This window comes from Bacillus sp. 166amftsu (assembly GCF_900107445.1).
Taxonomy (GTDB): domain Bacteria; phylum Bacillota; class Bacilli; order Bacillales; family Bacillaceae_G; genus Bacillus_A; species Bacillus_A arachidis.
In genome coordinates, this window is sequence record NZ_FNQA01000005.1 from 113,002 (window position 1) to 128,257 (window position 15,256).

General features: G+C 34.8%; 12 protein-coding genes. 8 read left to right on the forward strand and 4 right to left on the reverse strand.

The window, feature by feature from the left end; genetic code table 11:
• Nucleotides 1–14: 14 nt before the first annotated feature.
• Nucleotides 15–254, reverse strand: coding sequence for a hypothetical protein (locus tag BLV40_RS15340; protein ID WP_244525414.1), 240 nt, complete (start codon nucleotides 252–254; stop codon nucleotides 15–17).
• A gap of 436 nt (nucleotides 255–690) precedes the next feature.
• On the opposite strand from BLV40_RS15340, the gene BLV40_RS29640 reads away from it, so the two are divergent.
• Entirely contained in the window at nucleotides 691–822 is a 132-nt protein-coding gene (locus tag BLV40_RS29640; protein ID WP_280138904.1) for a hypothetical protein, read from the forward strand.
• A 143-nt stretch (nucleotides 823–965) separates the two neighbouring features.
• Here the strand turns inward: BLV40_RS29640 and BLV40_RS15345 are convergent, their stop codons facing one another.
• On the reverse strand, nucleotides 966–1,541 hold the full coding sequence (locus BLV40_RS15345; protein WP_090691407.1) for a hypothetical protein: 576 nt from the start codon (nucleotides 1,539–1,541) through the stop codon (nucleotides 966–968).
• A 538-nt stretch (nucleotides 1,542–2,079) separates the two neighbouring features.
• On the opposite strand from BLV40_RS15345, the gene BLV40_RS15350 reads away from it, so the two are divergent.
• The gene (locus BLV40_RS15350) at nucleotides 2,080–2,811 is read left to right on the forward strand and encodes a hypothetical protein (RefSeq protein ID WP_139265542.1); all 732 of its coding nucleotides are present in this window, start codon (nucleotides 2,080–2,082) and stop codon (nucleotides 2,809–2,811) included.
• A 152-nt stretch (nucleotides 2,812–2,963) separates the two neighbouring features.
• On the opposite strand, the gene BLV40_RS15355 is transcribed toward BLV40_RS15350, so the two are convergent.
• A complete protein-coding gene (locus tag BLV40_RS15355; RefSeq protein WP_090691415.1) occupies nucleotides 2,964–4,310 on the reverse strand; it encodes an MFS transporter in 1,347 nt (448 codons plus the stop codon).
• A 439-nt stretch (nucleotides 4,311–4,749) separates the two neighbouring features.
• Between BLV40_RS15355 and BLV40_RS15360 the strand changes: the two genes are divergently transcribed.
• Entirely contained in the window at nucleotides 4,750–6,600 is a 1,851-nt protein-coding gene (locus tag BLV40_RS15360; RefSeq protein ID WP_090691417.1) for a PDDEXK-like family protein, read from the forward strand.
• Between the two features lie 154 nt (nucleotides 6,601–6,754).
• Here the strand turns inward: BLV40_RS15360 and BLV40_RS15365 are convergent, their stop codons facing one another.
• Complete coding sequence (locus tag BLV40_RS15365) at nucleotides 6,755–7,939, reverse strand: type I restriction enzyme HsdR N-terminal domain-containing protein (RefSeq protein ID WP_090691419.1); 1,185 nt, start codon at nucleotides 7,937–7,939, stop codon at nucleotides 6,755–6,757.
• A 166-nt stretch (nucleotides 7,940–8,105) separates the two neighbouring features.
• Here BLV40_RS15365 and BLV40_RS15370 point away from each other — a divergent pair, with 166 nt between their 5' ends.
• The 5 genes from BLV40_RS15370 (at nucleotide 8,106) to BLV40_RS15390 (ending at nucleotide 15,251) form a co-directional block, all read left to right on the forward strand.
• Entirely contained in the window at nucleotides 8,106–10,643 is a 2,538-nt protein-coding gene (locus tag BLV40_RS15370; RefSeq protein ID WP_090691421.1) for an MrcB family domain-containing protein, read from the forward strand.
• On the forward strand, nucleotides 10,618–13,089 hold the full coding sequence (locus BLV40_RS15375; protein WP_139265547.1) for a restriction endonuclease-like protein: 2,472 nt from the start codon (nucleotides 10,618–10,620) through the stop codon (nucleotides 13,087–13,089). Before BLV40_RS15370 ends, BLV40_RS15375 begins: the two co-directional genes overlap by 26 nt.
• Before the next feature lie 46 nt (nucleotides 13,090–13,135).
• A complete protein-coding gene (locus BLV40_RS28925) occupies nucleotides 13,136–13,327 on the forward strand; it encodes a hypothetical protein (protein WP_211482124.1) in 192 nt (63 codons plus the stop codon).
• Between the two features lie 221 nt (nucleotides 13,328–13,548).
• Nucleotides 13,549–14,616: a hypothetical protein gene (locus BLV40_RS15385; protein WP_090691430.1), complete on the forward strand. Its 1,068-nt coding sequence runs from the start codon at nucleotides 13,549–13,551 to the stop codon at nucleotides 14,614–14,616.
• Nucleotides 14,617–14,924: 308 nt separating this feature from the next.
• Nucleotides 14,925–15,251 carry a nucleoside triphosphate pyrophosphohydrolase gene (locus tag BLV40_RS15390; protein WP_090691433.1) on the forward strand — a complete coding sequence of 109 codons (327 nt, stop codon included), beginning with the start codon at nucleotides 14,925–14,927 and terminating at the stop codon, nucleotides 15,249–15,251.
• The last annotated feature ends 5 nt before the right edge of the window (nucleotides 15,252–15,256 follow it).

Consider the following 15,256-nt stretch of genomic DNA (forward strand, 5'->3'; position numbering starts at 1 on the left):
ATTCTATTTAGGTATTATTCAGAGTCCAAGGTAATAGATTCTACTTCATAATTATTATTATAATGGATTGTCGCAGTAACTTTTCTTTCTTTATTCCCTTTTACATATCCAATTACAAATATTCCACCTAACTCTTTTGGAGCAAATTTTGTTTTCGTTACAACTATATCTGTATGTTCAGTTTCTTTAAAATGTTGTATGGCTATTTCTGTTGCTTTATCAATTATTTGTTGTTCTTCATTTTTTTGATCCATACTGCAACCTCCTATAAATATTAGGATAAAGACCATGATTAATCCTAAACAATATTTTCTCACTCCACTTCCCTCCATAAATATTATTTAATATTTAGAATATATTAAAATTCTTGGGAGGGAAAATGTTTTGAATTATTATGAATTAGCAAGGGCTGCATATCGTAGCAATAAGGGATTTTAAAAAAATTTGACGTTAAAGATTTTGATGATAATGTTGTTCAAACATGTAAAGTAGAAAAAACATTCCATGACAAACAAACTGGAATGGACGCTGTAGCTTTTGAAAGAGTAGTAGATGGGAAAACACAAGTAATGGTAGTCGGGGGACAGAGGGAGGTGCAACATTCAAAACAGTGAACATAGGGGGATAGAAATACCTATAGGTCCTAGTAAAACGTTTAATGATATAAAAACGGATTGGAATCATTTTATTATGCGTGAATGGGTGCATGATCCAGTATTACCTCCAACAGCAGGAACGAAAGGTGCTCATCCAGAAAAATACTGGAATGAAGATAATAAACAGTGGGAATATCATAATCAATTTGAACAAGCTGAAAAGTAAAAGAACATTGTAAGGGAAGAGATGTAGAATTACACGTTACAGGCCATTTTTTAGGCGACGCTTTAGCTGAAGCCGATTTCCATACGATAAGGACATCGGCTTTTGTCTATTTCTTATTGGTGTAGCAATCATGTTCATCAACTTTAAGAAATTGATGGATACCAAGAAAATTTTGTATCACTATCAAGTGGCTTATTCTGAGTTTCTTTTTTAATTAGGTTGAACCATTCGTTTAATATTTGAGCTTTTGGTAATTGAGAGGCAGGGTCGTCTTCCCAGATGATGTGTGAAAACCAGGCCTTTGTTTCCCATTCAAATTGCAATTCTGCATACGAGATTGTAGGATGGTCCGCTTCATGAAATTGCTGGTTTACTGCATCTGAAACTTCCGAAGCTTGAGGTAACAACTCGTTCTTAATTCTATTTTTAATCGTTTGATCTTCTAACTGATTCCAAAAATACAATTGCCCGTCAATTTGATAAAAAATATCAAAAGAAGCCTCTCCTTTTTTAAAATCAAGCAATATAAAAGCGCGTTCTACATTATTGTCAGCGGCCTTTACAGTATTGACAATTAAATTTTGTGCCATTGATACCCAATAGCTATTTGCTTCTTCTATTGGAGATTCAACATATAATTCTTCATTTAATTCATTGAGGGTTGCCTCACCATCGTTTACTTGTTCCACTTTTTTAAAAAATCTACTAAAAAACCCCATAATTTCTCCTCCTCTTTGTTGTCTTTTCCTTTAGTTATTCGATAATTAGATAATATTGACAATGAAATCATAGCATTTTCAGATGAGTTATGGAACCGGGCTAATGAATGGAGCTTGGGTATCCTAAAGAATATAATACATTAGGAAAGCAGTAATAGGTCATAAAGTGAAAGGTGTTATCAATACGTCCCGTACTGTTTCTAAGAATGAAAGACATTCATCGTTTTCTAAGTAATTTTTTTTATTCTTTTCGAAACCCTGTGGGGAAAATACTTGCAATTAGTAGTTAAAAGATTCGTGGTATTTGTATTGCTGCGAATCTTTTTCTTTTTAAATCCATGTTATATAGGAAGAAGCGAAGGGGGATACGCACCTATTTAACTTTCACCCTCTATACCAAGAAGCATTCGAAGGTATAGAGGAATTACAAAAGTGTCTTCGGCAGTATGAGACTCTAAAGGCATTTCAGAATGACTTATTACAATCCCCTGATCTTTATGAAAAATGGGCATTTTTTAAAGTGTTGCAGCACTTTGTAATGACTCTCGGATTCGCCCCAAAACAAGAAGCGGCCCTTCAGAAGGTTTTGGAATACTATAAAGAAAACGGTACGCTGCGGGGATTTTGTATTCGGTTATATGTTACCGCCTCTTGTTCGATAGTAATTGGAAGTGAAGTGAATATACAAGGGAATTTCCCTGATATAGGGTTTGCGATTGAACAGGGACAAAAAGAGAAAGTATATATGTTTTTAGATGCTAAATACAAGCCCTATAGCCGAATGCGACAACAGCTAGAAGGAGATTTGATTCAATCCGCAAAAAGGTACAGAGAATTGATGCACCCTCGTGGAAAAGCAGCATTTCTAGTTCATGCCGATGCTGAACTAGAAAATGACTTTGAAGAAACAAAACCTCATCAGTACGGTTACTTTTTACTCAAACCAGGAAAAGAAGAGGGTCTTTCTTTATTTTCTAAAATGATGCTGCATTTCCATCTTGGATGGGAGCTCATATGTCCTGATTGTGGAAACAAAGAGGTTAGTGAAATACCAACAGATCACGACTTTAAAAAATATTGCGAGTGTACAAGTTGCCAATCGTTTTGGGTACAAAGCAAATGCTGGAATAGCAATAGACATAGCATGCCGGGTAAAAAGCTATATAAGTACTTACATCGTAATTATCATAAGCCGACTGAGCATGATTGGGACGTACACTGTCCGCGTTGTGGGGTTTCTTTTGCGGATAGATATAGGTTGGGGAAATGATGAGTTCAGTGAGGTAAATACATATAGAAAATGTAAAAGAAACGTTATTTCTTCAAACCATTCAAGAAGAAAGGCTTTTTATCTAAAAAAACCCTTGATATACAAGGGGTTTTTTAGGTGAATTATCGTTTTAAAATAGCTATTTATGGTATTTAAGAGTGTCGTGAACCAGATTTGCGAGTAGCTAGCGTATTTTCATCGTCTAGCTCAGCTTCGATATGAGAGGTTTTTGAAGACTCAGCCATACGCCAATACGTGATAAAGCTTATAGCAATACAAGCAGCTACATAGAAGTAGAAGAGTGACTCGTGTCCAATGCTCTTCAGCCATAACGCGATGAACTCTGCCGTCCCGCCGAACACCGCAACAGTGATTGCGTAAGGGAATCCCACGCCAAGGGCACGGATTTCAGTTGGGAAGAGCTCAGCTTTCACAATCGCATTGATGGAAGTATAACCGGTGACAATAATGAGACCTACCATCATAAGTAAGAAAGCAACGATAGGGTATTTCGTTTGCTCCATGATTAGAAATAGTGGCACTGTTAGTAAAGTTCCGAGGATGCCGAAACCAATCAATAGCGGACGTCGTCCAATCCGGTCGGATAACATACCAGCGAGCGGTTGAAGTACGACGAATACTAATAGGGCGATAAAGTTAATCCAGCTAACGACTTCTTTAGGCAGGCCTACAGTATTCACCATGAACTTTTGTAAATACGTCGTATAAGTATAGAAGGCAACAGTTCCACCGAGCGTTAGCCCGACCACTGTTAATACTGCTTTAGGATGTTTCATCAGAGTTTTAATGGTTCCAGCACTCTCGCGGCTTTCAGATCCCATTTTTGAGAATTGCTCCGATTCATCCATCGTACGGCGCAGCCACAATACAGCCACTGCTCCCATTGCTCCAATGATGAAGGGAATACGCCAGCCCCAAGACTTCATATCCGGCTCGCTGAGTATTTGCTGGAGGACGATTTGAACACCTAGTGCTACCAACTGTCCAGCAACAAGTGTTACATACTGGAAGCTCGAGTAGAACCCCCGGCGACCGCTGCTTGCCATCTCGGACAGGTATGTAGCTGAAGTTCCATATTCTCCACCTAATGACAACCCTTGAAGCAGACGTGCAAGAACTAGAATAATAGGGGCCATTATACCGATGGTGCTATAACCTGGGGTACAGGCAATGATCAGAGAACCACCGGCCATGATGGTGATGGAAAGCGTTAGTGCGGCACGTCGGCCGTGACGATCCGCATAACGGCCCATCAGTAAGCTTCCTAGCGGGCGCATTAAGAAGCCAACGGCGAAGATAGCTGCCGTGTTAAGCAGTTGACTTGTCGAGTCCCCCTTAGGGAAGAACTCAGCTGAGAAATACACGGCGAAAGCAGAATAGACGTACCAGTCGTACCATTCAATCAGATTTCCAACCGAACCTTTGAAGATGTTTCCTGTAATGCGCCTCGTATTTGCGCGATTGGTGGATTGAGACATGATTAAACCCTCCTTTGAATAAAATTCGTTTTCTGCATTTGAAGACTATAGAAGTAATTTGAAAAACAGCATTATGGACTAAGTATGAAAGCGTAAATAAATTATATCTTTTTATTTGAAAAGTCTCAATATAACGAAAATTCATCCCGTCGTCCCAACGCATGCTGGTGTCAGAGTTACGGCTATTCTATTGTAGGGGTAGATCTAGTCGTGGATCGAGTGAGTCTCTCGGTAGATATCTTTTAAGGGGGCTTGTTTGCTTGGAGTGTATTGAAGTTGTGAAATGTGTTGGGTGGTTACTATTTTATATTGAATTGCTGATATATTTGAAGGGTAATATAAAGGATGAGATATAAGACGTAAATAGTGCCATATTGTAAGGTATAATTCAGTTATAACAACTTTTGGTTTTATAATCTTGTAAATGGTGGTGCTAGAAATGGATTACAATTTTGAGATTTTATCACTCTTAGATAATTCAATTGAGTTTGAGAAGTTGCACAGTAAGTTTAATCGTTTTAATCCTTTTAAAATATTAAAGGTAGATAAGTTTGAGATTAGGCATTCTAACATGATTTCTTGGTTACTAGATCCAAAGGGAAATCATCATTTAAGTTCGTTCTTTGTAAGTAAGGTGCTTTCTAAAACGTTTGTAAAAACAGAAAATGAAGATTTAATTAGTAAGTATAATTTTATTAAATTACATAAACAGTCACTTCAAGATTTGGAAGTTTTTCGTGAAGTACAAACAAGTAAAAATAAGCGAATTGATATTTTAGCAATATCAGAATCACAAAAGATCGTAATTCTCATTGAAAATAAATATAAGTCATCAGAATCAGATGGACAATTACAAAATTACTTAGATTTTGTTAGTAGTAAATATGAAGGGTATACTATCATTCCAATATTTTTAAGTTTAGATGGTAGTGCACCAAGCCATAAAGAATATTTCATTTTAGATTATGGAGATATATTAAATATATTAAAAGGACAGCTTGAAATTAACAGTGAATATACGTCTAGTACGATTAAAGATTTTCTTTCCTATTATATTGATATATTAGAAGGTGAACTTGTTCGTGATGAGGAAGATATTGAACTAGCGCTAACTATATATAAAAATCATAAAGATGCTGTTGATTTTCTATGTCTAAGCGGTGATGGGAAAGTAGCCGGAAAGTTTGCTAATAATAATTTGTTAGATGCGGTGAAAGGTTTAAGTGCGGAAGAGAAAGAAGACCTTCGCAAAATTTATATGAATTATGCTGAAACTCTCACCTTTATACGTGAGGCAGGAAATAGTGTAATGAGAGAGTCATTTTTACAATTCGTAACTCAAAATCAAATTCCGAATGACTGTTATCATGAACATATTCGCATTCCGTCTTTTATTTTCCCCGAATGGAAACAACTTGATGATATTGTAGGCATTCCAACTCATGAGTGGTGGCTAAATAACGCTCTTATTACATGGTTTGAAAGAAAAGAAGATGGGCGCATGAAACTGATTATCGAAGTTGGACCGCTAGAATACAAACAGAGATTAAAGTTATTATGTAAGTTAGAAGAAAACGGAATCAACATTAAAGGAAGATCTAAAGAATCTGGATCCATGTACACAAGAATTTATGCAGGGTATGAAAAGATAAGTGATTGGGCAGATCAAGATGAGATTCTTCGTGTCATGAATAAAATGTATAACAGTAGTGATTTTAACAAAGTAATTGAAACGATATCGGAAACGATAGAAGGCCTTATATATGGAGAAGAGACACCTTCTTCTGAAATTGTTGAAGTAGAGCGTAATCAAATGGAAGTGGATACTTTAGCGGATGCGTTTCAATTATTCGTTCATCAACAAGGCTTTCAAGGAGACTTTTACAATATCCATCATAGACTTCCATCATTCATTATGCCAGAGTTCCGATTGCTTGAAGAACAATTTGGTGTACCGAAATGGAATTGGTGGTTAAACAACTGTGTAATCATGTGGTTTGAACGTTTAAAAGACAACCGATTGAAGTTCATAATAGAAGTTGGGCCGTTAGAATCTCATAAAAGAATAGCCTTATTAACAATGCTAGAGAGTAAAGGGATAAAAATAAGTGCAAGGGCTAAAAAGCCGGAAGCAGCTTATACACGAATTTATACGAGTACATGTAACGTTGATGATTGGTCAGATGAAGGTGCAGTACTACACGCAATGAGTGAGTTGTTCAATGATGGAGAATGTCAAAGTGTTATAAAACTGCTAACGGATATTGCTAAGGAAGAGGTTCATATATAGAAGTGGATTGCCAAGTGCAGGGGATGTACTTGGCAATTGTTTAAAAGAAGAGAACAGTTTTGTTCTCTTTTTTATTTTTGAAAGTGTTAAATGGTATTTAATATATTTGTAATTGATGGTAGCTGGTTAAAGTAAAGGCAATAAATCTTTTTCATTAACAATGTTTTATTTTCCTATTGCGTTTCTTTAATTTTTGTCTCTTGTAATCTCTAAATTCATCCCTTATCAATGCATATTTGATTAATCGGCCAATGAATTCTCTAACATCTTCCTGATTCCAATCAAATTGTCTTGAGTTATCTAATTTACCCAATTCTATTTTTCTATCATTGTTCAGCAAATTAGGTTCCTTTTTCTCAATAAACTCTAGAACTTCAGAAAATTTAACCATGCCACTCTTACCTAAAGTAAGCCTCCCGTTATGAAGTATTTCAATGAAATGTCCATTTACTTTAACAAAATCCTGAATAAACAATTGTAATGAATTATGACTGTATTTATCATTGTCAATGGCGACAATTAGATATCCTCCTAATATTGCTAGGCTAACTATTTGATGGTCTCCTTTTTTATCCTCAACTATTATCGAACGGTATTCGCCAGTCCAATCATATCCTGCTACGTTCCCGAATTTTGTATATCTTATACCAACATCTTCTAGATACTTTACTCCATAAAGCTCTTTGTATGGAATTTTCACAGTGTCATCCCAAAGTAATTCATTAAGATTAATAATAAAGGAATATAAGTTTTCATTTGTAATTCCCCCAAAATGCCCTTTATAAAAATCAATAACATCCTTTTGAGTGAAATCTTCAAATTTCCTTTTTTGATAAACAAAGGACTCATTAGTAATGTATTTAAAATTATTCGCATTAACTAAATCTATGTAATTAGGTAATTCTTCTAACGGCATGTAACACTTGGATTTTTCACTCCAGGCCTCAACAAAAAGTTCAACACCGTTAGTGACTGCTACAGTGTTAGCATATAGAATTTCTTCATAGTTATATACTTGATCAAATACGTCATCTATCAACGGAGTATTTTGCGATTTACATTCGACTATTAAAATTGGAACACGATTGTTATGTTCTAAGGTGTAGACTATAATGTCTGCCCTCCCTTTTGCCTTTGGAACAAAATACGACATGGGTACTTCTAACTCAATCATATCTTTTGGTACATTTTTTTCTGAAATTAGATATTGGACAAACTTTTGTCTAACTATCTCCTCTGGTGTTTGTAGAATAAGCTTCTTTCTTATCGGATCAAAAAGATACTTTTTTCGATTATTTTTAAATATTTTTCTTGGAGCATACTTGTCAATGTTCAGCATGAAGCCACTCCTTCTATGGATAATAAATACAAATTATAAATTGATTTTACCATATAACCAAAAATCCCTACGCTAGGATATGGTTCTATTCGAATGTTTTTGTTCTTTTATGATAGTTTGATAAAATAACAGTAATTGTAATTAATTGTCGTTATGGGGGATAAAAATGCTGGATACAACAATTATTGAATTTGCTAAAGTCATGAAGCAAATTACCGATATCGATAGAGATTCTAATTGGATCACAAAGGTAGGTGATAAAGAGATATATGTTGAAAGAGAATCCTTACGTGCAAAAGGATCGGAGAAAATTTCACGCTTTAGTGTAACTTATGAATCTCTTCAACAAGCATGGGAAAAATTCATAAATATTCGAGTGATAAATAGTAGCGATTTTGTACAAGAAGAGGAGCATAATGCTTTTCGTATATCATTATTTGCAGAATTACCTTTTGTAAATGTAACAACGATTAATAATTCGAAGGCTATTACATTCAAAGAATTTCAAACAGATGATCTACCATGTGAGCAATATCATAAAGTAATCACATTTTTAGAAGAGGTAATAGATAATACATATGATCCGAAAAATCTTAGTCACCAAATTGATGGGAATTTATATAGAGTGAAATCTCGTGGACGACAAGATTTGAGACTATTAGGCTTTTTGAATGAAGCTCATGGGATTAATACAACTCTATTAAATGAATATATTGAATCAAAAAATAAGGATGCTTTTATTCGCAATTTGATTTTGAAACAGGAATATTTTCAAATTGCCCTATTTATACTTGATCTCTTACGTAGTTATTCAAAGCCTGAGAAGAAAGAGGCTTTAGTGAATTTAGGAAGGACGATTGTTCGAAATTCACGAGGGGATAATTTAATGGTTGAATCAGTAGCCAAGGAACGTACTCATAATTTGTTAATGTGGCTTGAGAAGGTAGGATTAATTAACGATAAATGGGATCCAGTTGAACGATATTTAAAAGAGAATAGTGAAAAGGGCGGTAATATGAGTAGTAATTTACGTGAAAAGTTTTTAACTGTTATGCATGAGTATTTAAAAGCAAGAACGGAAAAATTTGCAGGTCATAAACTTGGTTCAGTTGTTCGAAATGAAATGACAACGGAGGTAACTCGTTTATCTTTTATCGATCATAATCAGTACGTTGTTACGGGCTCAGTTGGACAAGGGAATTGGGCCGCTGTGCCATGGCTTGCTATCATGAATAAAGACATTACGACATCGACGCAGAGAGGGTATTATATCGTTTATTTATTTAGTGAAGATATGAAGCAATTATATTTAACAATGGCACAAGGAGTAACTGAAACTTCTAAAGAGGAAATGGAAAAGATTAAGTCTGAGATCCGTCAACATATACAAATGTCTAAAAAAATAAAAAAAGATGATGATATTTTCCTTGGTACAAGTCCAAAAGCGAAGGGATATGCCAACTCTACAGCTGCATACATTCCATATGATGTTGAACAAATGCCAAGTGAAGCAGAATTAGTGGAAGATTTAAAAGAAATGCTTCGCTATTATGAAGGATACATTGCCTTTAGAGAGAAAGGAACTAATCGTGCAGTGATTCATGAGGAGAAAAAAGAAATGGATTTGAATGGGAAGGAAATTGTAGATCATGTATCTTCCTATATGAAAAGCAAAGGTTTCTATTACGATAAGCAAGATATTGTTAACTTTTTCCTTTCTTTAAAAACGAAGCCCTTTGTTATTTTGTCTGGTATTTCAGGTACAGGGAAAACAAAGATTGTTCAGTGGTTTGCTGAAAGCTTAGGGGCAACTGAGAAAAATGGACAGTTCACGCTTATTCCCGTGCGCCCTGATTGGAGCGATAGTTCTGATTTGCTTGGTTATGTGAATATTCAAGGTGAATTTCAGGAAAGGCCGTTAATTCAAGTTCTGAAAAAAGCAACAGAGAATCTGGACAAGCCTTATTTCGTTGTGCTCGATGAGATGAACTTAGCTCGCGTAGAGTACTATTTCAGTGATTTTTTAAGTGTCATTGAAAGTCGTAGATGGGAAGAGGGAGTATGTGTTACATCGGCTGTTCTTCCAGAATCAATAGTTGGGGAACGAATTACGATTTCATCAAATGTGTACGTCGTTGGAACGATCAATATGGATGAAACGACACATCCATTAAGTAAAAAGGTATTGGATCGTGCAAATACGATTGAATTTAATCAAGTGAAATTAGATTCCTTTGAGTTTTTAATGGATGCAGAAGAAGTACAGGAAAAGTGCGTTTCCAATAGTTCCTTAACAGCCAAGTTTCTTCATTTAAAAGAATGCTTTCAGCTTAATAAAGATCTCGTGAAGAAAGTATCTCATATTTTAATTGAAATGAATGAGATTCTTGAACTGATTGGAGCGCAAGTTGGGTACCGGATACGTGACGAAATTTGTTTTTACGTGGCTTACAATGAAAAAAGTGAACTATTATCGTTTGATGAGGCGTTAGACTATCAAATCTATCAAAAGATCTTACCGCGTATTGCAGGAAGCGATGGAAGGACAGAAGAGGCACTAAAGAAATTATATACGCTATGTACAAATCAAGAATTTGATAATGAAGATGTTGTGCCTTATGCGAAGTATCCTCGTTCTGCTAAAAAGCTGTCTCATATGTTAAGGAGGTTCGAGTATGATGGCTTCACCTCTTTCTGGATCTAACGGTGATATAGAGTTAGTTAAGATTGAGACAAAAGATTTGTCATTGACGATTAAAGGGAATCCCTATCATGAAAAATATGAGAGCTTAAAAAAACATCAATCAATTGCTTCAGATGAAATGATGCATTTTCATGTGTTTGGAACAAGTGATTCTGTCATGGTATATGATGCTCGGTTACAAAAGCTTAGCGAATTAGCTGAGCACTCTCCTATCTTTTTCGAGAATAGGAGTTATCAGCTTGTTGTCGTTCCTAAAAATGATCAGGAGTTGTCTTTTCACCATGAACATCCATCACTTCGAAAGGCAATCAGCTCTACTCAAATGGGTTCATTGAAACTATTAATGGGGAATCTCTCATTTCCAAATGAAGTAGGTTATACAACATTTGAAATTCGAAATGATAAAAAGTCTCTGCTAACAGTTACATTAGAGATTTTTCCATCAAAGCTTGATTACAAGGATGACTATCGAGCGCTATTGGATGAAGTGAACGATGAAATTTATAATTTGGCGTTTCATTTATTGAAAAGAACTTACTTAGGGGCATCAACAATCTATGCGACTAATCCATCTAAAAGTGAGTTTTATCGTATTCTCAATGACTCTTTTCATAGATTTATGAAGGCAATTTCTCATATTAAAAGGCAGCCGCACCATACACTTACTACTCGACATCAGCTTGTACAAGGGGAAAAGATTCGTAGGCTTGATTCTGTTGGAATGAATTATTTACGAAAAAGACCTCACTTGTTTCAAGAAGTAAGAGCAAACATGATTCCGACAAAAGGCATTACTGCTTATAAGGAAGTAACGTACGATACATTGGAAAATCGATTTGTTAAGTGGATGATTCAAAGAGTGATACATAAAATCGATGATTTACTTAAAGGTTTGGAAAAGGATTCTGGATTTCAGGGCTTGTCAATTGATGATGATCTGATTCAAAACGTAAGAAAAATGAAATCTCGAATGGAAAATGAATTGAATGATCCATTTTGGAATAGGATTGGTACATTAGATCGCTCTGTTTTTTCTCTTGTTATTCAAATGGCATCTGGTTATAGAGATGCGTATCAAATTTTTCTAATGTTATCGAGAGGTTTAACACTAAGAGGGCAAATTTTTAAAATGTCTGTTAAAGATGTTGCGAGATTATATGAGTATTGGACGTATTTAAAACTTGGACAAATTTTATCTAAAAAATATGAAACAGTGGATCAAGATATTATTAAAGTTCGGCAAGATGGATTATATGTGACACTTGATGAAAGTAAAACGGCAAAAAGAGTATTTCGGCACCCGGAAACAGATGAAGTGATTGAGCTTTATTTTCAAAAAAGAAACAAAGCATTACCAACGGTTACTCAAAAGCCGGATACAATGCTCGCTATTGAGAAGAAAGGGAAGGACTATCAATATCAATACATTTTTGACGCCAAATATCGAATTGATTTTGCCAAAAGTGGTTCCCATTATGAAAGACAGTATGGAACACCGGGTCCAATGGAAGAAGACATTAACACGATGCATAGGTATCGAGATGCATTAGTAGTAGACCAAGGTGGACCGTTTGAGCGAACAGCTTACGGAGCTTATGTATTATTCCCATGGAATCAAGAGGAAGAATATAAGCACCATCCTTTTTATAAAAGCATTGAAAAAGTAAACATTGGTGGATTCCCATTCTTACCAAACGCAACAACATTAGTAGAACAATTTCTTGACCACCTCATTGAAAAAAGCCCAGAAGAGATTATAAGAGAAGGGATTCTTCCAAGAGGAACAAAAGAAGAATGGAGATCCTCTTTAGATGCAAAGGTACTAGTCGGTAGCGTGAAAACAGAAAAAGATTATGAAACATATATGAAAGAAGGCTTATATCAAATTCCTGTCTCACAATTAAAACCAGGCTGGCAAGAATCGAAATACATAGCCTTATATGCACCGAAAAAGTGGTACGGAGAAAACGGTGGTATTCAATATGTCGCAAAAATTAAAGATATCCATATAAACAGGGAGAATCCATTATCTAGCAATGAAACAAATGACTGCGTTTATTTTGAATTAGAGCCATGGAAAAAGCTCGATCATCTCATTCGTCCAGTAGGATATGGGATTCAAACGTATATGCTTACAAGCATGTCACTATTAAAAGAAGTGCAAGAACTTCCTGAACTATTCATGAAAGCAAGAGAAGAACGTGTTCTTTGGAAAACACTGCGACGATTTACAAAGCAAGTGAAAGTTGTGTTGGATCATTCTGATTTGGATGAGGCGTCTTCTATTAAGAGTTATTGTGTTCAAGATGTTCAGATCAGGATTGATTATGAGCAGGAGATTGTAATGATTGGGAAAGAAGGGAGATTTAAAGAGTTGCCGTTGGACTTAGTTGTGAGGAATTCTTCGGTGTTGTTTAGGGTGATTTTAGAGGGGATGAGTAAATAGTTACATCGCTATACTAGTGTACTTTTTGAAAATTCATTTGCTTTCTATGTCCATCCTAATCTATGGTTTTAAGACAGCGAAAGATTTAACTAAACAGTATCAAAAATTAGAGAGTGTAGGAAATGATATTGAAAAAATGTGTGAAGGGTTTATTGGTAAAGATCAGTTGATTGATTCTATTATTTGCAGAAAGTATCAGGATGCGTTTTTTCTTTTTAACAGATCAAAAGCGGTGTGAATACCAGAATGGTAATACTGGTTGAAAAGGGATGAACGAGATAAAATAATGATTGAAGTAAATCAGAGGTTGAGTGAAAGGTTTAATAAAACAATCAAGTAGCTGCTTAGGTTATTAATCAAAACAAATTGAGGAATTAAAGCTAGTGTAAAGATGGTAGAGTTAAAAATAAAGAGTACCAATATAAGTATTTTGAATTGTGCTGGGAGAGGGGAAAAGGTATGAAATTTCGATATAGTTCTATGTATATTAGAGAAGAATTTAAGTCCATAGAAGAATTAACTAGAATATTAAATCCAAGTGTAATTCAATTACAGCTCGATACTAATATTTGTATATATATTAGAGATTTTTATAGACAGCCTAGTAAGACAATATCAAATGAAGTACTTTGGAATGAATTGAAAAAACTCCTTATGCATATTGAACAATATGATATAGAGGTTGATTATTCCTTAGGAGTAGAAGAATCTTGCAGAAATCTTAATAATTTTGCAATTAATCAAGAAAAACTCAATGAAACGATTAATATTTTAAGAAATTTATTTAACATGGATTTTATACAAATAATTGAACATGGTAAACTGATTCAATTTTCAGAACCTGTAAGAGATAAATCGGAACGACAACCATCTAAAGTAGCAAGTTTAGAACAACAGAGTTCATTTCAAAATTTAATGATGCTGAGCTATGCATGTTTACTTAAATTATATCTAATTTATAACGATAGGACTGAAACTTCAAAGGTACAAAAAATGATTGATTATATGGATTTTCTTTCTAATGAAGTAGATTTAATGAGCTTGACTCATATAATTTACGGTAATTTATTGTTAAGTGGTCATCCTAAGGCTAGAAAACTAATTCATCCAAGCAAGAAAACTATTCCGCATTTTATACATGGAATTTGGAACGCTGCATTAGATCTCACTTTACCTACATTAGTTAGTCAAAAATTTATGTCTGCTAAAAAAGTTCCAGTGTTTGTAACAGGGGATGAATTACTTTGGTTAATATTTGATTCAATGAAAATGAAGTATATGTTTAGTGATGGGGATGAATCTGCTCATCCACCTTTTATAGAAACAGATTTTTCAAAGTTTAAGTGGAATATAGATGAGATAAAACAGATACAGAATCATCATAACAAAATCCAAGGGGAACGCTTATATAAATTCATTGTACCAAGTGAAAGCATGGAAGAAAGATTAGATAGGTTAAGGGGATTATGCCTTGCTCTTGAAAATGAGGTTAAGGACTATTTAAGTGTTAATAATGGTTTGGAATGACTAAGTATTATCTGTGTAGCTCCTTAAATGGATCAGTAGTTGTATACTTGAGAGGTAGCCAAGTTCATTGGAAAGCATTTATTATGTGAAGAAAAAATAACCTATAGAATTTAAATAACAAGTGATACCAAAAGGAATAGAGAAATAAAAAATAGTAGATAGAATAATGGGATGTCACAATTATCCGGTCCTGCTTGGAATAGGGAGGAGCGCTGAAACAGGGTCATACATTTGTTTTACGTTAAGTATTAATATGTACTTTTTTTGTAATATAATAAAATTAAATCGAAATTATTGAAGGAATGCAAATGCCAACCTACAACAAATTAATACGCGACCGCATCCCAGAAATCATCAAATACAACGGAAAAACACCGATTACAAGAACACTAAATGAAAAAGAATACATAGAAGAAATAGGCAAGAAAATAGGAGAAGAGTTAACGGAGTATTTAGAAGCAGAAATTCAGGAACATAAGATAGAAGAACTAGCCGATCTATTAGAACTCATAAACACACTAGCCCAGCACGAAGGTATAACGCTTGAAGATGTGGAAAAAGTACGGAAACAAAAAGCAGAAAAACGCGGTGGTTTTCAGGAGCGAATCTTTTTAGTTGAGGTACATGAAGACTAAAGTTC